Source organism: Bacteroides sp. LFL-34 (assembly GCF_027257075.1).
In the GTDB taxonomy this organism is placed as follows: domain Bacteria; phylum Bacteroidota; class Bacteroidia; order Bacteroidales; family Bacteroidaceae; genus Bacteroides; species Bacteroides ovatus.
Genome location: NZ_JAPQKZ010000014.1, coordinates 21,126 through 47,645, shown reverse-complemented (window position 1 = coordinate 47,645; position 26,520 = coordinate 21,126). Strand labels below are relative to the sequence as shown.

The window sequence follows — 26,520 nt, the reverse complement described above, 5'->3', positions numbered from 1 at the left end:
TTCCGTATCGGATTCCGTGGTTGCAGATGCCCTGACAGCCCTGAACGGAGCGTTGTCCGGGAGCGGAAGACGGGCTTCTATTCCGCTCCCCGCAGAAAATTTCCGACCTTCGCCCCCCGGGGGCGTCCGTAACGCCGGAAATACTCCTCGTCCGACATGATGCCCCGGTCGTTGTGGCTGAGACCGGATGAGCCGCCTTCGGCTCCGAAACCTAATCCCGGGATAACATTGAGCTGCCGGCCCACATTGATACCGAACTCTTTCTCGATCTCATCGGCCGCCACTTCATATTTGTCCGTGATCAGCGAATAGAGCTTGATGCGGTCCTCGTTGCTCATCTCTATCCGGTTCGAATACCGGAACTCCAATCCTCCGGGGATATACCCGATAGCCACCAGGCGGGGGATTATCTCCTCGTTCATGACGTTTTCGATATACCGACGGTAGACTTCGATACGGTCGCGGAAAATGTCCTGGTGTGCTTTCGTGGAACCCACGTACGACTGCATCCCTCCGGCCATCGACTCGGAGCCGAGCACGAGGTTGGCAACTTCCTTGTTCACAAACTCGATAAGCCCGGTATATATCTTTTCCGAGTTGGACATGGTGAATGTCTTGATATCGACCTCGTCCTCAATGCCGGTAACCACCACCTTGTTCTGTGCCGCGTTGGCTATCTCGTTAGCCAGCCTCTTGCGGTCGGCGTTGCTCTCGCTGACCGTCTTTCCGTGGATAATCGGCTGTCCGTAAGTATGGGAAAAGTTCACATAGTTGGCCACCGTGAATTTCTTGGCCAGTATCAAAGGGGTCGTGGCGGAAAAAAGTCCCAAGTCGCCGGAGTTTACCAGTACATAACAACGGTAATATGCCGGGTCATGTAAATCCCAATGCGGCTCCCACAGTCCCTGCCGCTTCAGTACCGTTTTCTGGTCCGGCAACACATTACGCCGTTCGATGATGTTGACTTCCGCCAGCCTGCCCGTTCTGGGGTCAGTATGCGGCATGATTTCAAGCAGGGTGTACCCGTAGAGCTTGGATTCCACTATGCCCTTGATTATCTTGTCGAACTGCGAACCCTGTATCTTCAGGGAGTTCGCCACGTCCTTGATGTATTTTCCCTTTTCGTTTACACGGGCAAGCATATAGCGGTCGCCGAGAATCTGGCTTTCCAGTGTCTCGACAACGGAACGTATATGAGCGTCCTGTTGCAGGCAGGCTTCATACAGGTCAATGAGCCGGGCGCGGTCATCGAGAATATATCCCGAGCCGGTATCCTGACGGCATGAACGGTAGCGGTTGTTGCGCTCGATTTCGCGGACATACTCCTGAATTGTCTTTTTGGAGGTCTTAAAAATACTCTCCAAGAGTTCCCCGTTAAATGATTTGTCCGATGTAGCCATAATTTTTTTGTTTCTTGTTCAAAGAGTAGAGACAATCCTCAAGAGAGGTTTTTACGGCTAAAAGAATATATGGAGAACGGGACTCTTAATGCTTGATTTACAAACCGAAATATACAACTTAAATATATAGATATTTCGGTTTTATTTATGTTGTAAATATCTTATTATCAGTGATTAACAATTTATTAAAAGTGTAATTTATGTATATATTTATAGTGTATTTCATATTAAAAAGATATATCTTTGCACCACGTTAGATACAAATCCAAGAACAATGAAAAAGAGAACATGAAAGAAGAAAAGATTCCCTGCCGGATAATCCGGTACAGGGAGTTCCCCGATCTGCTTTTCGGAACGTTACGGGAAGACGGACCGGTCTATTTCGACGCGACACGCTTCATCCAGGCCAAAGGAGATGCACGCCGGCATAATGTCCGTGATTTCCGTGTCGCTTTCCATCACTGGGCAACGGCGTTGGCAGACGCCTACGGAATAGACAGGGAAAAGATGATCATCCGTGACGAGGCGTCGGGACACCTGTTAATTGATGAATGTCTGGCTCTATTATTTGTCGTTTACATCGATCCCGCGTTCGGTGTCTACCTTCTGGAGCGCGTGGACGAACTGCTGTCCGGTGGATTTACGGTTTCAGACACTTGGCTGGTACAGGCTGCCGGTCTTAGATTTACAAAGGAGGAATTAACGCAAATTTTAGAACAACATGAGACGCAGCACATTTAAACGACCCAAGATGGTGCTCATCTTCAACGGGGCACAGGTTCTTGTAGCGGTCACGCGCTCGCTGCACAGCGCGGCGGAATTGACAAAAGGCAACTTGCAGGCTATCTCATTCTGTTGCACGGGCAAGTATGTATGCAGCGGCGGACTCTATTTCAGGCATCTGCATCCGGATGTGGAAATCGAGCTGGCCGACCTCGGCACACTGATGCTGAAAGATTATGACGCCCTTTGCGGCGAGAAACGCACGTACTATCCGGTGCGCAAGATGGCACATAAGAGAGCCTTGCTTGAAAACAAACGTAAGTCTGATAACCAAAAGAAAGGAGGAAATACCTATGAGGGAAAATAGGAATGTTCCGTTCCGGGACTGGAACATAAGGGTTTCCCGGAACCATAACGGCCAGCTCCATATCTGCGCCGTGGATATATGCGATATACTCAAGCGGGACGAACTGCTTGAAAACGGCGCCATCGCCCGTGTTTGCCCGACGGCATTGAAAATCAGTTTCCGGAAAAACGGCAGGGAACAGTGGGGTTTCCGTCCCATCGATATGCGCCGGCTTTTACAACTGGTACGCAAGGAGACTATTATACCCCGTGACCTGCTTGATGAATTGGAAGTGTGGGGCAACAAGCTTCTGGAACTGGAAGCCGGGGAGCTGCACGCCGTCCCGCAGGACGACATCGTCATGCACTTCGAGGAAGGGTTCCCCGTCACGTTCCGGCGTGTCGGCGACAAGCTGATGGTCAACGCCACGCAGATCACGATGCACTTCGGGAAAATCCCGTCTGAATGGCTACGCATCGCTTCCACGGATATGCTCCGCAGGGAAATGGCCGGCAACGGACATACCGGGAAATACGAGTCGCAAGTCTTCACCACACGGGGGCGGGGGCACGGTGCGACCTGGTTGGAATCACCGCTTGTCATACCGTTGGCCAGATGGATCGCCCCTGACCTGTCTTTGGCGGAATGGTTGGGCGAGGCTATCGGCAAACTCTCCGTGAAACGAGGGAAGACAATCGTACGCGAACGCCCCAGGGTGGCGGCACCCGGTCTGCCCTGTATGGATTGTCCCATGCCGCAGGATATGGAATCGGCGACGAGACTGATTCTGGAACTGCGGAAGGTGGTGAGTGAATCCCTGCCGAAAATCGTATTCTACGAGGAGTTTATCGAGAACAGGGACTGGTTCAAGAGCACGCGCATCGCTGACGAACTCGGCATATCGCCGCGACAGTTGCACCAGTTCCTTGCCGAAGAGGGCATCTGCAAGTACGAGAAGCGGCAATGGGTGGTCTTTCCTTCCTGCCGGGCCTGGCAATGCGATGTGCCTTACACGTGGGAGAACAGCCGGGGCAAGGTATATACTTTCGGATCCACCAAACGATGGACACAGGCCGGACGGGAGTGTATCATAGAACTGTGGCGCAAGAGGAACCCTGAATACTGCCCACCGGGTGCATAGCGATGGAAACGGCATTACAGCGGATCATCCGCAAGACAGGAAGACGGCCGGTAGAGTGCCGTTGCCGTCTGTGCAGGCAGCAATGCCGGATACCGTGCCTCGGTACGCCGGAAGACATCCTCCGGTTGCTGAAAGCCGGATACAGGGAGCGTCTTGCACCCACTCGGTGGGCGGTAGGCCTGCTGTTAGGAAAAATCCCGTATATCGTGCCGATGGTACAGGCGAAACAGGAAGCAGGCGGGTGCACATTCTTTCAGGACGGACTGTGTGAACTGCATGCGGCAGGGCTCAAGCCCACTGAAGGCAGGTTGTCGCACCATACCATCACCATGGAGAACCTGAAGTTCGGAATGTCGCTCTCGTGGAACGTGGCCAAAGAATGGCTGGACGAGCGGAACTTCGACACGATACGGGAGATTGTCCGGATAATGGGAAAATAGATGAGGGACGGTTTCATGAATGAAGTATCAGTATAACCGGTTGATTCCTCCTTTGCCGATTTCATGGAACCGCCTCTTATTAATTCATACCATTTGCAAACAGTTCGTATTAGTCGCGGCTATCCTTTATCAGGAAAACATTTAAACGCGAATGATATGAAACTGAAAAGCAGAATGACCGTCGGGGAGATGTCGGAACACCTGACGGAACATACCGGCAAGTTCGCCAACCGCGTATCCGTGGGGCGTTACGCCAAAAAACTGGGATACGCCGTGTATAAACCGATGATAAACGGCAGGATATGCCAGTTCTATGTCAATCCGTCGATTAAGGATGACGGGGAAGCGGAAACATTACGGACGAACGAACGCGAAAACGGACATGAAAGGGAATGACGACAAAAGGCAACACGTGATACCGTTTATGAAATGCTTCACCGGGCTGGTCGGCGCGTTCACCCCGGAAGAGGTCATCTTCATGCTGTACATGGCAGACCGTACACGCCTGCGTGAAAAAGGTTACGACACCTTGCGCAGCAAGCGGTACTACATGGAGAACATGGAGATGGGTTCGCGGATTTTCGACAAGTGCGTGGAAAAGACAACGCGTATGGGATTGCTTGAACGGGTGCCGGTCAGCGGGATGTACGATTACCTGTGGCACATGGATTCCTACAACCGGCTTGTAGGGATATTGGCGGAACTTGGAAATCCTTTTTCTACCAGGGCATTCTGTCATCGGATGTTCGATGTGGAAAAAAGGACCGTGGCATCCGTCTCTGACGAAGAGGTCAGCCAATGGAAAGAGAGACACCGAAAAGTTTGAGCGTATCTGTCCACGGAACGTAAATGAATAAAAACAGACGGCATCGTTGTGATTTGCCGTCTGTTTTTGTGTTTTTGCGACATAAAATCCGATAAAACCGGAAGGAGGTGGTAGCCGGGTACAATATTATCCGGGCAAACGACAGAATATGCTAAATATACTTATTCAGTTCTTCCACAAGAAGATGCACCGTTGTCGAAGATTCCGCCTGTGCCGGCGGTATTCCCTCCATTCGGCGCAATACGGCTTTTGCGTTCGTGATGGCCTGAGCCTGTTTACCGCCCAGCTCCCTGAAAACACGACCGCCTGTACCGGCTTCCTTGTTGTAGGAGAAGCCCAACAAGCCGGATAGCTTTGTTTCATATTGATTTCTGTGCATCGGGCCTTGTACCAGGTTATAGTGCAGCAAGAACCAATACTCGAAAGCCTGGTTGCTGTATGCCACCCTCATGCCACCGGCTTCCGCCATACCGATAGCCCGGTTGAAATCCCGATCGGGAAAGTCATCCTTGTCAAATACCACCCAGCACTGGTCATACTCGCGTCCTTTCTTCCGCTCTTCTTCTTTCATCCGTAAAGCCTTTTGGACAAGACCTACCGTATTGAGTCCCTGGCCTACCGCTTTAATATTGGCGGAAGTCAGGCGAAATGCATTGAAATAATCCGGTTCCGTATTTACCCCCTCGCAGATGATCAGGAAGGATTGTTTGACCTCACGGACAAAACTGATACGCCTGAGTGTCCGTGCCGCGCGTGGATCACGCTTGTTCGTCCGTGCTGCCATATTCTTCCTCCCTCAGGTCAAATAACCGTTCAAACTGGCCGATGACAGGGATACCGCCATATTTCCCCATCAGGTACTCCTTTTCGAAAGGTGCACTGTTGCGAACCTTGTATTCCGCCAACGAATAGAGTTCCGAGGCTCCAAACGAATCTTTCTGTGTAAACCAGATCTGATCCCTGCGGAACAGGCTTGCATTAAGCAGGTTGGTGTCATGTGTCGTGAAAATCAACTGTGCATTCCTGGGATTTGTCACTCTGGAATTGAACAGCCCGATGATGCGACTTGTCAACAGAGGGTGCATTTTCGAGTCGAACTCGTCGACAACCAGCCTTTTGCCATGATCCAACGCGTCGATTATAGGATAAGCCAGCGAGAAGTATTTGATCGTACCCTCCGATTCGTTTACGCGGAACGGGAAAGTGACCGTCTTCGTGGCGTTGCCCTCCTCGTCATATTGCTGGTGTGAACTGATGACTGTATTGTCAACCTTGCGTATGTCGTCGATTCCGAAGTCTGCAAACCGGGCAAACTCCACAATACGCCTTTTCATGGACGGATCATCGATCTGGGCTATCGCCATTTCCCAAATCCGCTCGTCGCTGCTGCCAAGAACAATCGTGGTGTTGGCCAACCATCCCATGATTTCCACCGAGACGCTTTCGTTGAACTGTGCTGCCACGGAAAGAAGTAGCGCATTGTCGCGCACCATTTTTTTGGCGACAACCTCTTTGCCGACCGAAAATTTGGGATGCAGTTCATACTCATCGCCGTCACGCAGGAACAGTTCCACCTCCTTTGCCTTGCGCTTGTTGCCCTTTTGATAAAGCCACTCCCGGTGTACACGTTTTTCATCGACTTCGAACCCATAGCGGTATTGGACCGTTTCGTCGGCAAAGACCGCCTCAAAATAACTGGGCTCCTGTTCCGTCCTCCGGTTGAGACGGAAACTTTCCACCCGTATGCTTTCGCCGGACTGCACGCCTTTGGAGGAATTGATGACAAACCATTTGAAGAAATCGAGTGCTTTGACCAGATTCGATTTCCCGCTGGCATTGGCCCCGTAGATGACCGCACTCTTCAGCAAAGAGAGGTTCGTACCTTCAAGCTCAAAAACAATCTCATCGGACCGGGTCTGTTTTTCTTTCAGCGCGGAAGCAGCCAAAGACAAGGTCGCCGGCTCCTTGAACGAAAGGAAATTTTCGACTGTGAACTGAATAATCATATTATATCGCAGTTATATGTAAATTTTATGCAAATATAGGGGATATTTTTCATATATAGATGTTTTATCGGATCTCTTTTTGCGGTTATTTTCCTGCACGTGAAAATCAGACCGTTTTCGTTCTTGCAATGCTGCCCTGCAAAAGGCGACTGCAATTTTCCGAAGCGGCAACATCGGCTTGCGATTCATGCTCCCGATAGTGGAATTTGGGTGGAAAGACGCGAAATTCGCCACATCTTTCCCCTCAATGTGGTACAAATGTACCGTGTATCTGACAGGAGGGGTGTTACAAATGTAGCAACAATACTATAAGTAGTATTATACAAGAAGAAAGAAGAAAGATGTACTTTTTTCTTTGACGCAAAGAAAAAAGATACCAAAAAAGAAACAAATCATGACAGACGGCACGCCGTCTGTTTTTTTGTTTTTTTGAATCGGAAAGTGTTGAAAACGGATAAGATGAGGATTAAAGGACCACTTCCTCCCCAGATACAAGAGAGAGAAACAGAACGAATACCTTATACCGTCACCCTCTTACCGTCTGGCATCCTTGTCGCGGTTCAGCCTTACGACAGAGCGCACGCAGTCACGTACCAGTTCGGCATCCCTCCGCTCCATGAAATAGTTCCCGCATTCCAACCGTTTCCTGTCCGCCGGCCTGTTGTTGTCCCTGCATTCACGGATTTCCAGTATGTCATTCAGGTAATAGTACTTGTCACCGCGTCTGACACGTGTTGCCAGCCGTTCGAGTTCCTTCAGCCGTCCGTTCCATGCAAGCCCTTTCTGGCGTAGAGCATCGGAAAGCCTGCTACGGCCACTGGTTCCGATAGGCAGTATCTGGAGATTCACCGCGTACCCGACTGTTTCATGCAGGGAATAGCGCAGGCTCCCGTCTTCGTCCAGCAGGCAATACAGCACAACACGTCCTTTTGCGTCGATTTCCTTGAAAGCCCCCAGTATTACATGCTCATCCAGGATACTGAGTTTTACCAACTGTCCGTCTTTGGGAGCATAGAGAGATTCCGAACATACACCCCGGCGCTTGTCCCATGCAAGATGGCCTTCGTTCAGCAGGCGTTGGAGGGCAATCTTTTGCTCTGCGCTCGCTTCCCGGCAATCATTCAGAAACATGACCGCGTCATCGGTAACGAGTTCTCTGCCCGCAGTCATCCTTACCGGAACCGACACGCAATTACCCGTGACATCTCCCACAAGTCCGGTTTCCGATGTCCCACCGTTGAAGACGACCATTCCCTTGCGAATGGACGACCCACCCGTGCTGTCTTTCGGAATACTCCCGATTTTCTTCTTATGATATGATTCCATTCTTTCGATTCTTTATCCAGATATTTCCTGTAACAGCAAAATGCCATACTTCATACATAAGTGGATACAATACGGCAAATATACGTATAATTCACCAAAAAGGCAGGTGACTGAACCCCATTTCTTCTGCATTTCCACGGTTTCCTGTATAAAGTCACAAAAACCGTACAAATAAGTCGGAATCCATGTGGATAGCTTCGTTCTGTATATTCTATATGATTAAGGAACAAAACATTACAAGATTGTCCGATTGTGAAAAGCATATCCGAACATACTGAATGACAGGAATACACATCCTCCTTTTCCGTCGTCCAATCCGGTTAAGAACAGTCAATATACCGACGTGTCTCTATATATTTTTTGATGCGTTTTCAGCGTATCTAAAAAACAACTTCAAGCCGGAACCCGGAAATCGTGCAGAAAGTCTGTACACCCGTGAAAATTGAAAGGACAGGCATCCACAAATGAGAATATTTCAAAAATATGGGACATGGTGAACACCAGCACCTTAAGCAACCATGATAAATACAAGTACTTTACTGTATATTTTTTGATACCTGCTTACAGTTTCAATCCGAAAGCCGCATTTTGAGCCATTTTGGAAAACCGGACTTGAAAAAACGGCCCGAGGACAGAGACCGAATCCGCACCCGAGGGTACACCCTCCCTAATCTTTTTATTTTTATTACACCATTGAATATCAATAATTTATTAGGTTTACTTTTGTATAAAGTAAGCCTAAAAACGTCTTTTACATTATCTTTGCTTACAAATTGAAAGTAAAAAAATCTTTTCAGTCCTATTTTATCCATTTTAAGCAGCTAATAATCTGATAATCAATAGACAAAACTGATTTTGATTTTATACATACGTTGAAACGGGGCTTTTTTGATTTTTGCAAAGGAAAAATTTTTTTCAAAGAAAATCATTTTTTCTATTTTATTGATATTCAACTATTTACAAATTCACTTCGCGCGCGTGCGTTCCATATTCGCAAAAAGGCTGTTTTTGGAACGTTCCAAATTTTTTTTCTCAAAAAGTTTTGCAGTTCTGAAAAACGGTTTTATAATAGTCATGTACTCGAAAGCCAAACAAACGGCAAACAAGTACGGAGAAAAACGAATAAAAAAATAGATAGTAAAAAACAGAATTAAAAAACAGAAAAGCAAAGACCGCCGAGAGCGAGAAACAAAAACGGCGTTTACACGAAAGTGAGTTGTTGAGCCGTCAAAGGGTAACACCCGAAACAACACCGTGTGCGTTTAGGTACGCTTAAAGAGTGCGTTAAATAACCACGCTTCGCACGGGGCAATAATACCAGTATTGCCAACCTACGAAAGTAGGGAAATTTATGGAACGGGATAAATCGTATTTATTCCGAGTGCCGGAAATACGTCAAGACTTTTGCAAGTCGCTGGGAGTATTGAGAATACCGCCACTGAAAAGGACGTGCAAGAATAATGCCATAATTGCGCCCTTGTGCGCACGGAGATAAAATGCACGGTAGCGGAAAAACAGTCCGCACGGAGCTTGAGAAAAGAGCATTGCCAATGTTATGCCCATAATCACCAGCCGCCCACCGCCTTACTGTTAGCTGCCGGATTGGAAAAGATCCGGAACGTGCCAGAGAAGCGTCTTGCCGAAATTGGAGTAAAGCAGCGCAGAGCCACGACACGATGAGTAGAACTCGTGCAAAGATACGATATGCCGAAAATGCGCTCATTTGGATAGCTCTGCTATGGGGTACGTTTTAAGTGCGACAAAGTTACGAAAAATTTTGCCGTGCAGGGTGAAATGCACGGCAAATTTTTGGGCGCGTGGCAGGAAATGCCACACTTTGCGCTATGGTGCAAAGTTCGGGGTTCGACTCCCCGAGTGCCCGCAATGCGTGATTTTGCGCAGTGTTTCTAAAATTTTATCATTATGGCAACTTCTAAATTGAACAAGGAACAGTATGCAAACATCGGTTCGTTTGCAGGTATCATGTTGGTTTACAACTCTACCAACAAGGACGGTGAACTCGTGCAGACGGCACAGCACTTTTTCGGTGCGGACTTTGAGCCTGCCGACAAGTCGGACAACGAGATTTTCCGTGTGATTAAAAACATGGTCGCAACTATGTGGCACACCATTGCGGAGGAAAAGAAACTGCGTGCCGATGCCGACGGCATACGCTCGAAATTCCGTGCCACAACCCCTGCGGAAATCATCATCTGCGAGAAGTCGGGAAATCGTATCAAGAAGTACGACCTTACCGACAGCGTTTGGGCGCGTATCGGTCTTGTGCCGACCAAAGTAGACCTCGAGAAGTCAAACCGTGATTTCCAAAAGACAATCCATGCCGCTGCAAAGGCTATCCGCAACGCCATGGATTTCGCCCCGAACCTCGCCAGCCTCGAAAAGCCAACCGAGAAAACGACCAAGACCGGCAAGGCTGAAAAGGTGGCGGAACAGCCTGCCGGAACGGTTGCCGACGAAAGCAAAAAGGCGGCATAAGGGCAACGGAGTAACTGAAACCTGCCCGAAAAAGGCAAAAGGACGGCAGGCAGCCCGCTGAACGTGTGGGACTGCCTGCCCTTTTCGTATCTGCCGTCGTAAGCGCGTGTTCTTGTGACGTATGCCACGGATACGCGCTTTTCATTTCGGGCGAAAGCAACTGTAACGTGATAGGCGAAAAGAATTTCCCGGCAAAAAACGGTGCCGGGACTGTACCTCCGCCGCAGGACGGGGAGTACACCGTGGACGACCTGAAGACCGCTCTGGAAGAGTCCGAGCGGTCGCTGCATGATGCCGTCTTCATAGCCCGCCAAGTGTGGGAGAAGGACTGCGATGCCGTGAAGTTCGACATCGACGACCTTGTGCAGATAGAATCGGCATTGCAGGAGATATGCAACATCACCGCAGGAATTGACAGCGGGGACGATGGCGAGTGACATGACGCGCACACGTGCTGCGGAAACTGCGGGGCGTGCGCGCTTTTTCGGGCATTGATATACACTGTGTCAGGATTGCACCCTGAAATGCCCGCACTTTTCTAAAATTCCCTCCGATATGACTTCCTTGCGCCGTGAGGCGTTGTGCCTACCTTGTATATAACACGGTTAAGCACGGTCTGGCGTTCTGCGGAACCGCCTGCCGTGCTTCCGCTGTTATCCTGTGCGGGGAAGCGGAGAACGGATGTGCCAATAATAAAACGAATAAATATGATAGAAGTGTTTGACGCAAAGCGCACCCGCAGTTACGGGTGCTTTGCCAGTTTCAAGGCTGCCACCGATACGCTTGACAGCCTTGCCGCGACGGGACAGCTCGGAAGTGTGCCCGCTGTCAGCGTGGCGGCGTATTGCAGCGGCGTGTTACAACGGGAATATGAAGCGGTGTTTGTCGGTGGGAAATGGCGTGTGCCGAAATCTCCGAAAAGGCGGATGCCGGAAACGAGACCTGCCCGTGGGAGACGTCGGCGGAAATGGTGCAAGGAGTACGCTACGGCGGAGCTGATGTTCCGAGAAGGGTTTCCCGACCATTTGAACCGCAGTTATCCGCTCTCGGCGGACAGCCTGAGACGGTGCAACCGGAAATGCAGAATTTATATGCAATAATAAAAACGCAATGAGTATGAAAACATTAGCAGACGTGAAACGGAAAATGACGCTTGGCTCGAAGTGGCGGTGTGTCCGGCTGTTCGAGGGCGGAAAAGACCTCGGCGTGCGTGAGGTCGGGAAAGTGCAGGGTAATGCCGTGGCATTCCTCAAACCCGACGGGAAACTCTCGTGGCTATGGTGGCCAAAGGCAAAGGACGTGCAGGTGGAAGAAAACGCCTTCACCGTGCTCCAGAACGGAGTGCCCAAGCTCAAGTACATCTATGCCGGATAGGTGTTCCGGAAAAAATCATGCAAAATAATATGAATTAATAACAACTATGGGGGCGGAATGCCCCTATGCTTTTATAAACGGATAAAGAAAATGACAGAAATAACGAGAAAGCAGATATCTGGTCTGCGGGTAAAGATGTATTAACGGCTATGGGAGAGGAACATAGAATCAACGAGATAAAAGGTGTCATCATCAGCCGTGCCCTGCTCAAGGAATACGGGTATGATGGCGATATGCCCACCGACAAACAGATGCAGGTCATCGGCAACGGGTTACTTGAATACTGGGGCGTAAGCGACGGTTTCAAGGAAGCCCTCGCCAGTACAATGGAGAACATGTTCGGTGTAAAAGCAAAAGATTAGGTCTATGGAAACGAAAGAACTTACTACCCACCAGCGTGGTGTTATTCTACGCGGCATCTGCGGCGGGGCTGCATTGAAAGACAAGTCGCCGCAAATATCTGAAAACAATACCGTCATAACCTGCGCCGGAGGGTTGGAGATTTGGGACATCTGCTGCATCAGCAGTGATGCCGAAGCCTTCGGCCTGAAACCGTCCTTCGGTTATGACGGGCACACGAGAATCACTTTCACCCCCAAAGAATAAGCGGAATGAAATCATATTACTACTTGGACTACCTGCACCGTGAAATCTTCCTTGAAGAGGAGGATATTCAGACCGTTCCGGAATCAGGCAGGGCGGACGATGCCTGTTCCGCCATTGCCGAAAAGCCGTATGTCGTGGAGCAGTTCATGGCGGACTCTTTCCGGACACTCAAAGATGTGGCCAGCCGCCTGTGCGATTCCCCTGATATTAAAAGCCGCCACGATGCGCTGATGTATATCGTGTGGAGGGTGGCACTGGACATCAAGGAGTGGCGGACTCTGAGCCATAGCGAAGCCGCCGTCAAGGTAACCCGTGAGGACGGTTTCGTGTGGCTGCTTGTATCGGCGGAAAATGCCCGGAAGCTATGGGAGGCAGACGTATTCTCCCTGTACAGGCTTTATGCCGATGATTCGGAATCCCTGATCGAAAGCGAGGCGGAGCTGGAATCGACTATCAAGGGCGGATACCAGATAGGTATCGAGGTGGGGTTCGCCTCTGTAATGGACCATGCCGCCCGGATGAAGCAACAATAAAAATCGGAAACAATCAAATAACGAAATCAAGAAGAAAGGTATGGAAACAACATTATTGACAAAGGAAAATGCCCATCGTGTGACCATGGTGCGGCGTGTGGATGCCCCGGAAAGCGAACCGGTAGCGTTTCTTTTCAGGGGAAAGAGACACGGGTATTGCAGCTATTCCCATCTTGTAGGGAATCCGGGCAAGGAAGAAATCCTCGCCCCGGCGGACTTCAAGGACTGGGAAGTTGTGGAAGTGGCGCACCCGGGCTATCTGGAAGAATATTTCAAGCAGGCGTGCAGCTCCTACAACCTCACCTCCTTCTCACCCGACGAGCGGGGTGAGTCAGACATCGCCTCGCACGAAAAGGAACTGCACGAGGATTTGCAGTCGATGCCCGAGCAGCAGCGGGAACGTTACATGGAAAACTACAAACGCTATTTCTCTGCCATGATCGCCGCCAACAGCCGTTGTGCCAGCGCGATGATTACGGGACCTGCACGCTTCAACACGGGCCGCAACGAAAAGGCCTGCAACAGCCACGCCAAGAGCGTCACGGCGTTCCGGGAATGGCGAGAACGTGCACTCGAAGCGATTCGCAAGGCTACCGAAGCGGCCAAGCCCGAAGAACAGCGTCTCGAGGAGGAGTGGCAGAAGGTCAAAGCCTTTATCGACGATGCCGCCTCGACCATTCACGGTATCGATACGGGTACGGCACGAGGCTATAGCCGGGCTCTCTTCGTCAGCAACCTCGCCGGGCGACTCTCCACCTATGTCAACCATGGCAACGTGGAAATCATCGACCGTGCCGTCGCTCGTCTGCGAGAGTGGAACGACAAAGTCAAGAAACCTGTCGTCACGGCACGCCATTCAATCTTCAAGTATCCCGAACTCGTCCGCAAGGTGCGGGAAAAGCAGCAGGAACGGGCAAGCCGTGAAAATCGTGAGATTCCGTTCGATGGCGGCAAGGTGGTCTACAACTTCGAAGAAGACCGCCTGCAAATCCTCTTCGACAAAATACCCGATACCGATATGCGTACAACCTTGAAGCGTAACGCTTTCAAGTGGGCGCCACGCAACCAGGCATGGCAGCGCCAGCTCACCCGCAATGCCGAATATGCCGCCGGTCAGGTGTTGAAAATAACCATTTAATCCAGTGCCCATGAGATACATCATCGATTCACGTTATTTCGACGGGACATGCCTCACGTCGATGTCGGATGACATGCACAGCGACTACGGCGGCGAGACGCTGGAAGCACTGCGCGAAAGGGAGAAGAACCCGTACCTGGTCGCTGTATCACCGGTACGCATGACACTGCTTGTGAAGCGTTATACCCGGGCACTTTGCAAGCCCTTCCATGAAATTACGGAGGAACGTTATTACGAACTGCTGGAATGCCTGCCTCCGGCCCGCATGCAGAGCGACTGGTTCTTTGTCGGGGAACCGTATTACCGAAACCTGTACGCGCTCTGTTTCGAGTCGGACGGCAGGTATTTCCGGGCGGAACGTCCCATACGTCTTTCCAATGCGGAAATCTACCGCCAGATTCGGGAACACATGGAGAAAGTAAACCTGCATCCCGCCATCGTCAAGAAGGCTTCCTTTGTCAAATATGTCAATTGGTACAAAAAGACGGTCACCTACATACCGTACTATTTCGAGTATGGAGGTAAAATATATTTCCTGAAGAACCTCGCCACTCGGACGGGATCCGAATTTGGCGACCGCCGGGAACGGAACGAGATGGCGGCATTGCTGAGGAACCTGCGCGGAAACCGCTACGAATACTGCACTTTCTACTCCCAAAAGAAGGACATCTTCGAGTTTTTTGACTGGCTACGGAAGAACAAATACACGCTGGAAATCCAGGGCGACTTGTTCGACTTTGCGGATGACCGCTCCCACGTGGACTTTCACGGCAATGTATGCGAGTATTCGGCTGTGTTCCATTACCGCATCTATTCACGCGAGCTTTTTGGCCATATCATTAACCAGCTACGCACCGTGAAACGGTATCACGCGTGGCATAAAAGGAGGGAAATACGATGAAAATCTCAAATGAACCTACCCCATACCTCCTGCTCAAGGCAGGAACTGACAGTGCATGGGATTGCTGCGACTTTGCAATCGTGTACCTGTCAAAAGAGTGGAGACAGACACAGTCCGGCAGGCTGGAAGCCGTCAAGCCATTCAAGGATGACATCAGTTTCCAGTCTTTGAACTTTTATGACATATCGGTTGGTTTTTACCAGCCGGACGAGGACGGGATACTGGGCAGCGAGGACTTGCCGGAAGACAATAACTGGTGCTTCGTGGAACTGACCGAAACGGAACTGGAAAGGTTGGTTCCGCCGGACAATGTGCTGGTCAGTCATATCTTGGCGGTATTTGCAAACGGGGAAGCCAGATACCGGGCGTACGGCAAACATACCGACGAGCGATTCTATACTGAAAAATTCCCTTTGCAACAGATTTTGGATATACTGGCGAGTCATGAATCTTAAAATTTCAAAGCAACTATGACAGAAATCATCAAAACGGACGGAACACGCCAACCCGTGCAGCCAGCCAATGGCTCAGACTTCACGCTGGAGGAGATGCAGGCGATTGTCGGCGGCTACATCGAACTGGTGGAACTGGACGGGAGCACGACAATGGTCGTCAACGAGGAAGGCAAACTTATCCCTCTGTCCCTCAATCTTGAAGCGAGCAGGATATTCCGTGCTCATCACCCGGCGTCGAAAGACTTCATCGTTGGGGACGTACTTGTGTGCAATAACAATCAAATCAGATAAAATTATGGATAAAGAGAAAGCAAAAGCGCTCAGCAAGACCCTCGCATGCTACAAAGAATTACAAGAGAATAACAGTGTAAACCTGATCGAGTTCCATACCGCTGACGGGCAGAAACACGGTATCGGCAACCCGGAAGCCATCAAGCTGTTGCTTTCGGTGGCCGTCATCGAACTGGAACGCCAGCTCCGGACCGCACAGTTCGGTGATATTCCGGAAAGCCTGGAGAACAGCCGCGAGTACAAGGCGGCCAAACAGCTGGAATACGCCATGAACGATTTGGGATTCAAGTCCGAACGTTTCGCCCAGGCTCTTCCTTATTTCCACAAGACACTGGAACAGACATTCTTCAGAACGGTAAAGGCTTCCATTACCGCTATGGCAGGGCGTGATTCACGCTGCATTGACGACCGCAACCGTGCTTCATACGAGATGTGTCAAATGCTGGCCTCCATGCTGGAAGATACCCGTCTGCCCTTTATCTAAATGCCATGTTCATAGACGAGAGGACACAAAACCGCCTCCATGCCGTGCCGGGAGAGAGTATCTCCCACGGCACGATGCGCACGCAGGACCTGATTCCGGCGTTCTTGGACGTTATCCGTGACACACCGGAGTACGTGCAGGTGATGAATGCCATCCCCGCCCATGCCATGGAGGACAAAGAAGCAGACTGGTGGAACAGCGATGACGCGGCGGGATTGCTGGAATCGCTGTTCGACACGCTCGATAGTTACTCACCGGAGGGGTACTATTTCGGTGCTCATCTCGGTGACGGGTCCGATTACGGATTTTGGAAAATGGACAAGTGAATGTCGGAACATGGTACGGATTACAAAAGACAAGCGGCATGACATTCTCAAAGACGGGATTTGTATCGGGCAAATCTATCTTGCCCGTGCCGAAAGCAGGAAATTAAGATACTGGGCAATCTCTTGCATGAGTGGAATCGGCTTCAACACTTTCAATGAAGCCCGCAGTTATGCCAAGGATTTCCTTTAATAAAAGAATCGCATGAAAAATTGGATACAACAGATGCTTTTGTGGCGTAAAAAGACGGACAAGGGCAGAATGACACTCGGAAAGGTGCAGAAAGAGTATCGCGAGAATGACGTATGCATGGGAGAACTCCTTGATGCCCTTCCCGCCGACGGCCTTTCCATAGAGGAAGCTTTCGAGCTGGCTATCACCGCCAAGAAGTGGGCGGACGGAGACCGTTTCTACCGGAGTATCAACGATGGAGAACCGGAAGAATTGTAAGGTAAATAACAATAAACAATAATGACAAATGAGCAGATATGATTTTATAAGATTCGGCGGCTTTGTCAACTGGGCGGACGAGGACACGGACACGTTCCGGAAAATGAAAGTCTGCCTGCCGGTAAAGGAGCCTGTCGAAGATGACACGAAAATAGGACTGATTTCCACGGACGAGGACAATCCGGAAGAAATCGCGGTTTCCTATTCCGTCAGGGCAGCCGAACTCATCCCTTGGACGGACTCATTCCAGGAAGGATACTGGAAAGCCCTGATAGTGGCAGAGGCAAACGGAGCAGGCACGGACGTATTGCTGCCCATGCTCAAAGATGCCGGACTATGCCTGATGGAATGTGTCTTCCTGATGCTCCGGAGCGATGCCTGCAAACTGTTTCCGGTCCTGTGCCGGCTGTTCCCGGAAGTGGAGGAAATGTTTGAGATTATCACATGGAATGACAGGGAATATTTTGTCAGGGAACTGACGCTGTTCCGTGGAACGGGCGGGGAATACAAAACCCTAGTCTCTGTAACGGGTCTGCAAGACGTGCTGGTCGGCAAAGACGGCGCACCCATATCGGACGAGGCGGAGGCCGTGGACCGGAAAATCTGCTATTACTTCACGGACGAGGAGTTCCTGCTGCCGGAAGAGCGGCTTGTAGCCCTTGCGGAGGATGCGTGAGAAATCATAATGTATGTACAAAGACCAGAAAATGAATAAAAGAATGAACAAACAGCAAACCACTCCCGTTACCGACACTTTTAAGGGGATGCTACTTATGTCAATGGGTGTCCCTGTAGGAAACATCCGTCCCTACCGTTTGAAGTCGGCACCTTCCTGCCTCGGCGGTTTCGAGCGCATGAGCGTAGCGGCAGCACGAGCCTCGGGAATGGATATCCCGGAGACGGAGAAAGAGAACGATGAAGTTTACATATGCCGCTTGGGACCCGCCGTCTTCCATAAATGGATGCCTGTCTGGATGTTCGAAACCGCTTTCGAACCGGTTCCCGAGCAGAGACGCGGTGACCGCATCCGAACACTTACGGAAGAGATGAACAACCATCACGTGGCGGAGAAAGCCCTGAATGAAAAATGTTACGCCCTGTCCGTGGAGCTGCTTTCCGAGTGTGGCGGCAGCCTTGATGACAACGGTGAACAATCCTCGACCTATCTCCATGTTGTGGACCGTGACCCCGTGGAACTGGTCATCACGAACGCGTCGCTCCGGAAAGACGGGAAAATCTTCATCATGGGTTACAGTTACTACACGGGCGAGGAGTACGAGCAGGAATGTGACGTAGAATCCGGCATGGACATACTGAATTTTATCCTTTCCCAAAAAAGTTTTGAGTGCTATGAATGAAGACAAGATATTGCAAATGTTCTTCGACATAGGCCAGTGGACGAAGGCCATTGAGAAAGGCGTGCTGAAAGACATTAGGAAAGACCAACTTATTCGGCTGACCGACGAGCATACCCGTATGGCGATGGCCTATGCCATGCGCCGGGGAAAGTACGAGATTTCCCCTCCCCACACGGCGCAGATACCCAAGGACAACGGTGAGTTCCGCACAGTGTACGTAAACGAGCCGATGGACCGCGTAGTACTGGGTATCGCCAACGACCTGCTCTTCGAGTTGATGCCGGAGATGCTGCACTCTTCGTGCAAGTCCTACCAGACCGGTATAGGGTGCGGCAAGGTAGTTACGGAAGTCAGCCACCGGATGACAGAAACCGGCAATAGCGGCTGTCTGGGCTGGAAGTCCGACCTTTCCAAATACTTCGACAGTGTTCCGATACGGTTCATCGACGAGGCGTTCGACAAGGTGGAGGCCAAACACGGCCAGTCTGCCCTGATAGACGTACTTAGGAAATATTACCACTCGGACCTCTATTTCGATGAAGATAACCGGTTGCAAAGCAAGTATCAATCCTTGAAACAGGGTTGTGCTGTGGCTAGCTGGCTGGCGGATGTACTGCTCTACGACCTAGACAGGGAACTGTCACAAATGAACGGCTACTACGTCCGGTATTCCGACGATATGCTTTTTATCGGCAAGGATTATGAAAAAGCGATGGACACACTCCAAAAACGCCTGGAAGATAAATCCATGAAGCTAAATCCCAAGAAAGTGGAATACCTGGCAGCCGATGTCTGGTTCAAGTTCTTAGGATTCAGTATCAAGGGCGGCATGGTCTCGCTCTCGTCATCACGCATCAAGACCTTCCAGCACGAGATCGAGCGGCGGACAATCCGCTGCCGGGACACGACACTGGCAAAAGCCGTGGACGCCGTGAACCGTTACCTGTACAAGGGCGAGTTCAGCTGGGCGATACAGGTATTGCCGGTCTGTAATGTGAAGAGTGACCTCAACGAGCTGAACAAGTTCGTGATGGACTGCTTTAGAGCCATTCAGACGGGCAGGTGCAAGATCGGCGGTCTGGGATATGTCCGAACCAAACCGGATGGCTGCATCGTCCGGGGACGGGGACGCAACGTGAAGGCCAACCGCGATAAAACAGACCGGGACATACCGGGTTACCTGACTGTCGGCTGCATGCGTAACGCCCTTCTGACCAGCCGGGCGGTGTACAACACGCTGGTGGCATCGCTATAAGTTACGCCGGGCACACGGCAGAACGGGTGGACGGGCAGGCTATTCAACGTTACAGGCTTATAACCAGAATCCATATCGAGATTAACCGGTCTAACACCCGGTTAATCCCATCTCGATTCTGGCTGCGCCTGTAATGTATCGGGAAATTAAAGTCATGTGCCGTCTGTCCCGCACCCGTTACCGGAGCACACCGGGAAAGTTCAAGGAATAGGTTTGGGCATCCCGCGTACCAACGTCTTCTTTCCGAGTCTGAAGGCGGCTGACCGTCGCCTTCGGACTCCGCAGAAGACCCATACGCGGGATACATCGGAAGCATAAAGCCATGTGCCGGTATTATGAGAACTTTCAGTCTTTTCCAGCACGGGAACGTGCGGTTCGGGGGAATGGATTCAGCCTGCTGTCCCCGATAAGCCCGTCTCGCGCCGTCGTATCCCTAACGTTATACGACGGCGCCATTCCGGCTTCCGCCACAGCAGACATCGGACCTGTAAAGGAACGTGCCGGCATTCCGGGAACCGCAAAAAGAACAGCACAGGGCAAAGGGGGCAAGGCCGGGATTTCAACAGAGCCGCAATTCACACGGCTGGAGCCTGTGTCATCTCCTGCTAACACGACAGATGACACAGGTTCCAGCTGTACTCGCGGCCCGTATCAGGTTTTTAAAGGGATGTGCCGTCCGGATGAGTCCCCTGAACAGAAGGTAGCGCGACCGCATATGCACGAGGGACCCAAATTCAAGATACAGTATTCAAGCTTGGTCCTGAGCCAGGCAACTACCTGGTTCAGGACCGAAGTCCTACTGTATTTATCAGGACTATAAAGATACGCGCTAGGGGTTTGAGTGCCATTAATTGTAAACAGGTGAGAAAATGGAAGATATTTACCGAGAAACCGTCACCGCCATAGAGAACGGCGCAAATTTCCGGATTGATTTCCAGTCCAGAAGTTTAAAAGTAAACGGGAGACACATGATACGGAACGGCAGGTATGATGGCGCTCCGTGGTTGCCGGAGTACGGCTGCGGGGATTTTTTCACGGATGTGGAGGAGCTGTACCGCCGCTATAAACATTCGATACCATCGGAGCGCAGCCAGAGCAAGTCCCGCCGGTATTTCATGGCATTGCCCGAAAGTGACCTCGAGGACGGGGACATGCTGTACGGGCAACACCGGGATACCGCGCAATTCGAGCTGGAATTCTATATCCTCTGCCGGATTATAGGCGGGTTCACATGGAATCCCGAAACGATGGGCAAATGGTTCTGGCAAAGCGAAAAAGACAAGGACCTGGTGATACTCAGAAAATGGGTGGAACCCGGAAGTAATCAACTATTAACAAATTCACAATGAGCAGAAAGAAACAAGAAACAAAAGTCCTGTGCCCCGGATGCGGCACGGAATTCGCCATCGCGGACAAGGAATTTGCCGCCACGGGCACCGTTATCGGCAAGAATTCGGATTTGGGCACCGTCTATCCGGTGGTGGCCGGCCATAATTCTCCCGCCGGACTTCCCAAAGGGGCGCGGGAGCGTATCGAGGCACTCCGCGGTGCCGGTGTGGACGTGAGCTGCCTGTTCGCCATGCAGGGAGCCGAGGGCGGCGAGTATATCGCCTCCAACAAAGACGGGAAACTTACCATCCTGGATGACAACGACCCGATATTCGGCAGCATCATGGCACAGGGTACCGTTCCCAACAACCGACTCTTCCGCCGGTGGGTCATGGCACAAATGTTCCATATGATGTCATACACGCATTACCGTGAAAAAGAGCCGGCAGGGGTGACCGAGATGATTCACCGGAAAGGCTATGATTACCAGTGGAAAATGCTCTTGAACGAGCTGCACGCCCAGATGAAGATGGAACACAAGGACATCACGGGTTTTGCCGAGAGAAACCGCTGGTTCAACCGTGATGTGGTTTTGGCCATCGCGAGCGACTATGTCAACGCGCTGAAAAAACACGTGGGCAACCTGGAAACAAGAAAATGCAAGGGAGTTCCCTACAAGCGTATACACGGCCGTAATATTTTCGTGGAGGACCTGCAATCCAAACTGTACTACCCGCTTTCCATCGCGATAACCCACATCAGGCACGCGTTGGACGCCACACAGCTTTACAACGCGGTCAGACAGTTCAATGACCGTCGTATCCGGCTGCCATGGGGCACTCCTCAAAGCAAGGCATGGATGGATGCCTATAAGGGAGCCGGGGCGTTCTTTACCATGCAGAACCTGATTCGTTTCCACGGTTGCACGGCTGTCAATGACCGGGGTCGGCGTCTGGACAAGTACCAGTCACTGGCGTTCCTGTCAGCCAAGGCGGAAGAGTATAAAAACGGAGAAGGCTGGCGGTTGCTGGCAGTCCTGAAAAAAATGCTGGCGGACAACAATATCAACATCAAAAAGAAGATGGCGGCATGGCGTAAGAAATAGGCCGTCATCTCCATCCGCCCGGTAGGCGGCACGGTGTGGCGGGTCAGAATAAATTAGTACTCCCTCCATTGAAATGATGCTCATCCCTGTTAACACAAGATGAGCATCTTTCAATGGAGGCATTACATCGAAAACGTAAAGAGATGCCCCTGTTTGACGACCACACCGCTATTCTAATCAAAACGACATAATCCTTTATACGATGAGCAAGAAACAACTACGACGCAGGGCCTACCTGCTGTACCGGTTACGAAAACAGGGTATCCGATGCCTGACACGTTGCCGGACCATCTTCTACCCTTACGGGGAGGATCCTAAATCAGTACCGCAGATCTGCAGCCTGATAAGCGAATTCCATTTCCATGTCCAGTTTGAAATACCCGCCTGACATGAAACCGGGAGACATTGCAACGCTGAAAGTGCCCTACAAGGGCTATCGCCGTATAGAGCTGTTGGAACGGCTCCAATACACCTGGCTGGTACGCATCTGCGAGAGCGGGAAGGAGATCGAGGTCTATGAAGACGAGTTCGAAACGGATTAAAGGCACGGAACAATGAAAGGAGAACAACAGGAAGAACGCATACCGAACTTTATCGGCAATGCCGTCATTATCCTCACAGCCGCCCATCTGGGCTGCGAGGTGGAGATGCTCGCCACCGCACAGGAGGTGTGGCGGACGAAACGCCTGCCCGAGGCGGTACTGCTGGGCATGTACGAAAAGGCCGCATGCGATGCCGTGTCGGCTGTCCGGAAGAGAGGTCTGGCGGAACAGGCTGACCGTCTCGGAGAGATATTTTACAGGACGGGGGAATTTCCCCCGCCGGAAGAAGACAATACATAAAAAGGAGTAACAAATGAAAACAAGGACTTTTCAGGAAATATATGATTTCTGCCGTACGGACGATACCTACCGGAGCTATTTCGAGGCATCGGACGAGTCCCGCATTACCGGAGCAAGGGCAAGAAAGTACTATTACGGCGACATCCGCCGAGGCCAGTGCCGCGTGGGGACATTCATCTACTGCCAGTCGATGCGGCAGCTTGAAAGGTTCCTCGAGGGCGCAAGGCAGGACCACTACATCCATGTTGACCCGCCGGCCTGCCGGGAAGTGAGCCTCAAGGACGATATGTTCCCCGGCCAGACCGCCTATATCGTGGTACATGTCAGGAGGCAGGGTGTGCAGATTGAAATCGAACACCCGTTGCATGGTGGATGGGTGCATTTCACGGCACGCTCCCACCGTCCCTTCACCAGGGAGGGAATCATAGCCGAGGCGAAGTCCTACATTGACAGCCACATCCTGCTGGCACCGGGAAGATACCGGGACTTGCAGCTGGAACATATGGTTTCCAAGGAACAGTTCCCCGCATGGTACAGGCAGTATAAAATGAGGCTGCACGACCGGGCGGAAGCCGAACATCGGGATATGGTGGACAGATACAGGCACAGGAACGACCTTACCTACGGAGAAGCCCGTGACATGCTCGCGGCTTCGGGTATATTCTTCGACCTGAACTGCGACGAGTTCGAGCGGGACGAGATTACGGAACAATTTGTAAGACTTTGTAACAAAACATAATACCCAGGCAAATGAATCTATATAATCAAATCAAATATAACGGGTATCGCATCAACATCTATTATGATGATGACGCCCGAAGCCCGCGTGAAGCGTATGACAATCTCGGTACGCTTTATACGGCACATCGTCGCTACCGCCCGGAGAAGGAGTTTGATGACCACTTCGATATCGACAAGGTTTTTGAAGGGCATATCGGAAATTTCCGGGAATCGTTCCTGAAGGAATATATCGCCCTGCCGGTCTACCTCTACGACCATGGCGGCATTACAATATCCACCTCGCCGTTCAGCTGCCCGTGGGATTCCGGATTTTTCGGAATCATCGCGGTACCGTTGGACAAGGTGCGCCGGGAATACGGGTGGAAGAACATCACCGCGAAACGCAGGAAGCGGATCGAGGGATACCTGCAAGACGAAATCAGTACCCTTGACAACTACTATACCGGGGAAGTTTTCGGGTATCGCATCATGCCGGAAAGTGACGATGACAATGAACTGGACAGTTGTTGGGGATTCTATGGTACGGAATGTATGAAAGAACTGGAAGCCGAATGCAGGCATATTATCGACGGGCAGAACAAAGCGGCAGCATAAAATAGAAAAATACGCATAATAACTGGAAATACAATGAAGACATCATACGGACTTGAATTTGACACGGTAACAGAAATCAATCCTGAATGGAGCGACTATGACAAGACGATAGCAGGATGTCACCTGGCCAATGCCAGGGTGGTCATCGTGGATACGGAATACGGGCAACCGATAGACAATGAGCATGACCTTGAAGAAATCTACCGGATTCTCGAAAAGAAAAAGACAGGCCATACTAAAAATGAACGACATGGAAGAAAAACGAGATAACAAGGAAATCAGGGTACGCCTGCACCATATCGACCGTGGAAACTGCACGGAAGTATGGGAGGTGCAGACAGAGAAGGGGAAGCCCAGACGCTATCTGGGACGTGACGACGGTTATGGACCGAAGGAGTGGTACACGCTCTGCGATGCTCCCTACGGCTATTGCGAACGCGACTGCCATGTGAGGGAGGACCTCACCCTCATTGTCTGCGACAAAGATTGGAACGAGGTGTTGCGAGACGGAACGGACAGGGAACGCTTTCCTGAAAGTTTCCCTTCACTGGATGAAGCCTGCAACGAGGCATGGAGCAAGGTCGTGAAAGTGCTTCCGCATGTCACGCACAAAGGTTTCGGGCAGTGGATCACCAAACAGTCATTCCTCCCGCTCAGCCAGACCGAAGAATTGAATTGGCGGGATAGCTACTATGAGGAAGAAGCGAGTGAGATACTCTCACGTTTTACATGGATCGGTGAAGAGTATGCCATATTCAAGGTTACCCAGAGGCACACCAAGTGCGACGCCCAATGGTACGAGTATTACGCGGGGAAGACAAACCGGCAGGAACACGAGTGGTATACCCGTTTCTTCGGTTACGAGTACCATGACCGGCATATCAGCGACGTACTCCGGACACTCGGAAGGCGGTGCGACGACATCATCCGTACTGCGGTGGAAACCCGCACGGACCACTATTACGGGCGTACGGTTTCCTGTTTCATGGACGAGTTCATCGGTTACGACCTGTCCCATGAACAGGTCCGTGACGCCAAGGAATGCAGATTGCGCAAGGCACGGGAAGACTACGACGAAGCGAACGCCTACTATTACAAACTGAAAGAGAATGAGGAAAGCATCCGTGGTATCGAATTGATGCTGCACTGCATAAGACAACAAATCCGAAAAATGAAAAGATAATGGCCAGAAAACTACATGTAGCCAGAGTTTGGCAAATCGAATACAAATATCCGGGTATGTATGGCGGGGACGGTCAGGATATCTTTTATGATATCCTGACAATGTTCGAAGTTGATAACTCCGCAGAAGACGCCTATACCGATGACTTCGAAATAGCCCGTTCGGGTCTGCAGCAGCTAAGAAAACATATCTCAGAACAGGATGAAACCTTCCGGCAGAATGCCGAAGAATTTTATTCCTGCCTGGCAAAGGTCGGGATGGACCGGGAAAAGTTTATCGAAGTACTCGATTGTCTAATCAACGGCAGTGACCAAAGCGATGCCTATGTGCATGTCTCATGGTTTTAATGATATGCCATGAAGGCGTTTCGAGCAAACCTGCCGTAACATCAAACCTGTATGAAACCTAAAGATAACGGGCTGGCCAACCTTCATGACCGGAAACGTGAGGAACGCGGTTTCTGCTGCATGCAACTGATCATATTCCTTACAGACAATGGAGTGAAGAGCTGGGATGAATGGCACCGGGCGCATACCGACGCGGCCCGGGGCGAATGCAGATACCGCAAGCGGTGCCCGGTTTATGGACGTAGCAAACATTTAATGAACAATAAATAATATGGTACTTAATATTGTAAAAAACGACCTGCCTGCCTCATGCATTGCAGAATATGTAAGATGCGTATTTGACAATGCCAAAGTAAACATCAAAGATGAAAATGCAGTATCCGTCGACATCGAAGTGACCGGAAAGAACGAGCTGCACTCTTTGGAAGGATTAAAAGAGTTGGAATACTATTTTAAAGATTATGACATAAGAATATGGTGACCGCCATGCAACGGGCGGCAAACCG

At 50.8% G+C, this 26,520-nt stretch carries 41 protein-coding genes; 36 read left to right on the top strand and 5 right to left on the bottom strand.

All coding sequences use genetic code 11. The annotated features are described in order from the left end of the window. Positions 1-77: 77 nt before the first annotated feature. Complete coding sequence (locus tag N5O98_RS10580) at positions 78-1,400, bottom strand: phage portal protein family protein (RefSeq protein ID WP_008142945.1); 1,323 nt, start codon at positions 1,398-1,400, stop codon at positions 78-80. Positions 1,401-1,643: 243 nt separating this feature from the next. On the opposite strand from N5O98_RS10580, the gene N5O98_RS10575 reads away from it, so the two are divergent. The 6 genes from N5O98_RS10575 (at position 1,644) to N5O98_RS10550 (ending at position 4,876) form a co-directional block, all read left to right on the top strand. Next, positions 1,644-2,141, top strand: coding sequence for a hypothetical protein (locus tag N5O98_RS10575; protein ID WP_004303968.1), 498 nt, complete (start codon positions 1,644-1,646; stop codon positions 2,139-2,141). Between the two features lie 10 nt (positions 2,142-2,151). After that, entirely contained in the window at positions 2,152-2,490 is a 339-nt protein-coding gene (locus N5O98_RS10570; protein WP_004303967.1) for a hypothetical protein, read from the top strand. Continuing rightward, complete coding sequence (locus tag N5O98_RS10565) at positions 2,477-3,610, top strand: phage antirepressor KilAC domain-containing protein (protein WP_004303966.1); 1,134 nt, start codon at positions 2,477-2,479, stop codon at positions 3,608-3,610. The genes N5O98_RS10570 and N5O98_RS10565 overlap by 14 nt, the downstream gene beginning before the upstream one ends. Before the next feature lie 2 nt (positions 3,611-3,612). Next, positions 3,613-4,050, top strand: a complete 438-nt coding sequence (locus tag N5O98_RS27585) for a hypothetical protein (RefSeq protein WP_004293615.1) — start codon at positions 3,613-3,615, stop codon at positions 4,048-4,050. Between the two features lie 156 nt (positions 4,051-4,206). Next, complete coding sequence (locus N5O98_RS10555) at positions 4,207-4,446, top strand: hypothetical protein (protein ID WP_004293616.1); 240 nt, start codon at positions 4,207-4,209, stop codon at positions 4,444-4,446. Next, the gene (locus N5O98_RS10550; protein WP_004293617.1) at positions 4,433-4,876 is read left to right on the top strand and encodes a hypothetical protein; all 444 of its coding nucleotides are present in this window, start codon (positions 4,433-4,435) and stop codon (positions 4,874-4,876) included. Before N5O98_RS10555 ends, N5O98_RS10550 begins: the two co-directional genes overlap by 14 nt. 151 nt (positions 4,877-5,027) lie before the next feature. Here the strand turns inward: N5O98_RS10550 and N5O98_RS10545 are convergent, their stop codons facing one another. From N5O98_RS10545 to N5O98_RS10535, 3 genes are all read right to left on the bottom strand, one after another. Further along, positions 5,028-5,660 (bottom strand): RloB family protein, encoded by a 633-nt coding sequence (locus N5O98_RS10545; protein ID WP_004293618.1) that lies wholly within the window; start codon positions 5,658-5,660, stop codon positions 5,028-5,030. Continuing rightward, positions 5,635-6,882 carry an AAA family ATPase gene (locus N5O98_RS10540; RefSeq protein ID WP_004293619.1) on the bottom strand — a complete coding sequence of 416 codons (1,248 nt, stop codon included), beginning with the start codon at positions 6,880-6,882 and terminating at the stop codon, positions 5,635-5,637. The genes N5O98_RS10545 and N5O98_RS10540 overlap by 26 nt, the downstream gene beginning before the upstream one ends. A gap of 534 nt (positions 6,883-7,416) precedes the next feature. Next, the gene (locus tag N5O98_RS10535) at positions 7,417-8,208 is read right to left on the bottom strand and encodes a hypothetical protein (RefSeq protein ID WP_004293621.1); all 792 of its coding nucleotides are present in this window, start codon (positions 8,206-8,208) and stop codon (positions 7,417-7,419) included. Between the two features lie 1,923 nt (positions 8,209-10,131). Here N5O98_RS10535 and N5O98_RS10530 point away from each other — a divergent pair. From N5O98_RS10530 to N5O98_RS10445, 18 genes are all read left to right on the top strand, one after another. Beyond that, positions 10,132-10,704, top strand: a complete 573-nt coding sequence (locus N5O98_RS10530; RefSeq protein WP_004293623.1) for a hypothetical protein — start codon at positions 10,132-10,134, stop codon at positions 10,702-10,704. Between the two features lie 167 nt (positions 10,705-10,871). Next, the gene (locus N5O98_RS10525; RefSeq protein WP_008143004.1) at positions 10,872-11,141 is read left to right on the top strand and encodes a hypothetical protein; all 270 of its coding nucleotides are present in this window, start codon (positions 10,872-10,874) and stop codon (positions 11,139-11,141) included. Between the two features lie 153 nt (positions 11,142-11,294). After that, positions 11,295-11,804 carry a hypothetical protein gene (locus tag N5O98_RS10520; RefSeq protein WP_230324554.1) on the top strand — a complete coding sequence of 170 codons (510 nt, stop codon included), beginning with the start codon at positions 11,295-11,297 and terminating at the stop codon, positions 11,802-11,804. 16 nt (positions 11,805-11,820) lie between these two features. Continuing rightward, a complete protein-coding gene (locus tag N5O98_RS10515; protein ID WP_004303959.1) occupies positions 11,821-12,078 on the top strand; it encodes a hypothetical protein in 258 nt (85 codons plus the stop codon). Positions 12,079-12,227: 149 nt separating this feature from the next. After that, positions 12,228-12,440: a hypothetical protein gene (locus N5O98_RS10510; protein WP_004293628.1), complete on the top strand. Its 213-nt coding sequence runs from the start codon at positions 12,228-12,230 to the stop codon at positions 12,438-12,440. A gap of 4 nt (positions 12,441-12,444) precedes the next feature. After that, on the top strand, positions 12,445-12,684 hold the full coding sequence (locus tag N5O98_RS10505; RefSeq protein WP_004293629.1) for a hypothetical protein: 240 nt from the start codon (positions 12,445-12,447) through the stop codon (positions 12,682-12,684). A gap of 5 nt (positions 12,685-12,689) precedes the next feature. Beyond that, positions 12,690-13,217: a hypothetical protein gene (locus tag N5O98_RS10500; RefSeq protein ID WP_004293630.1), complete on the top strand. Its 528-nt coding sequence runs from the start codon at positions 12,690-12,692 to the stop codon at positions 13,215-13,217. 40 nt (positions 13,218-13,257) lie between these two features. Next, on the top strand, positions 13,258-14,355 hold the full coding sequence (locus N5O98_RS10495) for a hypothetical protein (protein WP_004293631.1): 1,098 nt from the start codon (positions 13,258-13,260) through the stop codon (positions 14,353-14,355). A gap of 10 nt (positions 14,356-14,365) precedes the next feature. Then, a complete protein-coding gene (locus tag N5O98_RS10490; protein ID WP_008860787.1) occupies positions 14,366-15,256 on the top strand; it encodes a hypothetical protein in 891 nt (296 codons plus the stop codon). Further along, positions 15,253-15,711, top strand: coding sequence for a hypothetical protein (locus N5O98_RS10485; RefSeq protein ID WP_008143016.1), 459 nt, complete (start codon positions 15,253-15,255; stop codon positions 15,709-15,711). The genes N5O98_RS10490 and N5O98_RS10485 overlap by 4 nt, the downstream gene beginning before the upstream one ends. 15 nt (positions 15,712-15,726) lie before the next feature. Then, positions 15,727-16,002, top strand: coding sequence for a DUF3846 domain-containing protein (locus tag N5O98_RS10480; RefSeq protein ID WP_008143017.1), 276 nt, complete (start codon positions 15,727-15,729; stop codon positions 16,000-16,002). A 4-nt stretch (positions 16,003-16,006) separates the two neighbouring features. Continuing rightward, positions 16,007-16,486 (top strand): hypothetical protein, encoded by a 480-nt coding sequence (locus N5O98_RS10475; protein WP_004293635.1) that lies wholly within the window; start codon positions 16,007-16,009, stop codon positions 16,484-16,486. Between the two features lie 5 nt (positions 16,487-16,491). Next, positions 16,492-16,812, top strand: a complete 321-nt coding sequence (locus N5O98_RS10470; RefSeq protein ID WP_004303957.1) for a hypothetical protein — start codon at positions 16,492-16,494, stop codon at positions 16,810-16,812. Positions 16,813-16,822: 10 nt separating this feature from the next. Then, positions 16,823-17,002: a hypothetical protein gene (locus N5O98_RS10465; protein WP_008143020.1), complete on the top strand. Its 180-nt coding sequence runs from the start codon at positions 16,823-16,825 to the stop codon at positions 17,000-17,002. Between the two features lie 12 nt (positions 17,003-17,014). After that, positions 17,015-17,260, top strand: coding sequence for a hypothetical protein (locus N5O98_RS10460; RefSeq protein WP_004293638.1), 246 nt, complete (start codon positions 17,015-17,017; stop codon positions 17,258-17,260). Between the two features lie 28 nt (positions 17,261-17,288). Then, entirely contained in the window at positions 17,289-17,936 is a 648-nt protein-coding gene (locus tag N5O98_RS10455; RefSeq protein WP_004293639.1) for a hypothetical protein, read from the top strand. A gap of 13 nt (positions 17,937-17,949) precedes the next feature. Then, positions 17,950-18,618, top strand: coding sequence for a hypothetical protein (locus N5O98_RS10450; protein WP_008143024.1), 669 nt, complete (start codon positions 17,950-17,952; stop codon positions 18,616-18,618). Further along, on the top strand, positions 18,611-19,873 hold the full coding sequence (locus N5O98_RS10445) for an RNA-directed DNA polymerase (RefSeq protein WP_008143026.1): 1,263 nt from the start codon (positions 18,611-18,613) through the stop codon (positions 19,871-19,873). Before N5O98_RS10450 ends, N5O98_RS10445 begins: the two co-directional genes overlap by 8 nt. 345 nt (positions 19,874-20,218) lie before the next feature. On the opposite strand, the gene N5O98_RS10440 is transcribed toward N5O98_RS10445, so the two are convergent. Then, positions 20,219-20,497 (bottom strand): hypothetical protein, encoded by a 279-nt coding sequence (locus N5O98_RS10440; RefSeq protein ID WP_171059016.1) that lies wholly within the window; start codon positions 20,495-20,497, stop codon positions 20,219-20,221. A gap of 245 nt (positions 20,498-20,742) precedes the next feature. Between N5O98_RS10440 and N5O98_RS10435 the strand changes: the two genes are divergently transcribed. From N5O98_RS10435 to N5O98_RS10380, 12 genes are all read left to right on the top strand, one after another. After that, complete coding sequence (locus tag N5O98_RS10435; protein WP_004293642.1) at positions 20,743-21,222, top strand: hypothetical protein; 480 nt, start codon at positions 20,743-20,745, stop codon at positions 21,220-21,222. After that, positions 21,219-22,307, top strand: coding sequence for a hypothetical protein (locus N5O98_RS10430; RefSeq protein ID WP_008143029.1), 1,089 nt, complete (start codon positions 21,219-21,221; stop codon positions 22,305-22,307). Before N5O98_RS10435 ends, N5O98_RS10430 begins: the two co-directional genes overlap by 4 nt. Positions 22,308-22,669: 362 nt before the next feature. After that, positions 22,670-22,849, top strand: coding sequence for a hypothetical protein (locus tag N5O98_RS10425; protein ID WP_004322731.1), 180 nt, complete (start codon positions 22,670-22,672; stop codon positions 22,847-22,849). A 12-nt stretch (positions 22,850-22,861) separates the two neighbouring features. Continuing rightward, positions 22,862-23,149, top strand: a complete 288-nt coding sequence (locus N5O98_RS10420) for a hypothetical protein (protein WP_004322729.1) — start codon at positions 22,862-22,864, stop codon at positions 23,147-23,149. A 41-nt stretch (positions 23,150-23,190) separates the two neighbouring features. Next, positions 23,191-23,421, top strand: coding sequence for a hypothetical protein (locus N5O98_RS10415; protein ID WP_224241439.1), 231 nt, complete (start codon positions 23,191-23,193; stop codon positions 23,419-23,421). 41 nt (positions 23,422-23,462) lie between these two features. Continuing rightward, entirely contained in the window at positions 23,463-23,888 is a 426-nt protein-coding gene (locus tag N5O98_RS10410; protein ID WP_224241441.1) for a hypothetical protein, read from the top strand. A gap of 11 nt (positions 23,889-23,899) precedes the next feature. Further along, positions 23,900-24,484, top strand: coding sequence for a hypothetical protein (locus N5O98_RS10405; protein ID WP_008143037.1), 585 nt, complete (start codon positions 23,900-23,902; stop codon positions 24,482-24,484). Between the two features lie 33 nt (positions 24,485-24,517). Further along, on the top strand, positions 24,518-24,754 hold the full coding sequence (locus tag N5O98_RS10400) for a hypothetical protein (RefSeq protein ID WP_004322721.1): 237 nt from the start codon (positions 24,518-24,520) through the stop codon (positions 24,752-24,754). Continuing rightward, positions 24,735-25,667 carry a hypothetical protein gene (locus tag N5O98_RS10395; RefSeq protein ID WP_008143040.1) on the top strand — a complete coding sequence of 311 codons (933 nt, stop codon included), beginning with the start codon at positions 24,735-24,737 and terminating at the stop codon, positions 25,665-25,667. Before N5O98_RS10400 ends, N5O98_RS10395 begins: the two co-directional genes overlap by 20 nt. After that, positions 25,667-26,014 carry a hypothetical protein gene (locus tag N5O98_RS10390; protein WP_008143041.1) on the top strand — a complete coding sequence of 116 codons (348 nt, stop codon included), beginning with the start codon at positions 25,667-25,669 and terminating at the stop codon, positions 26,012-26,014. The genes N5O98_RS10395 and N5O98_RS10390 overlap by 1 nt, the downstream gene beginning before the upstream one ends. Positions 26,015-26,065: 51 nt before the next feature. Next, the gene (locus N5O98_RS10385; protein WP_004293651.1) at positions 26,066-26,284 is read left to right on the top strand and encodes a hypothetical protein; all 219 of its coding nucleotides are present in this window, start codon (positions 26,066-26,068) and stop codon (positions 26,282-26,284) included. A 1-nt stretch (position 26,285) separates the two neighbouring features. Beyond that, positions 26,286-26,495: a hypothetical protein gene (locus tag N5O98_RS10380; protein WP_004293652.1), complete on the top strand. Its 210-nt coding sequence runs from the start codon at positions 26,286-26,288 to the stop codon at positions 26,493-26,495. Positions 26,496-26,520: the final 25 nt, after the last annotated feature.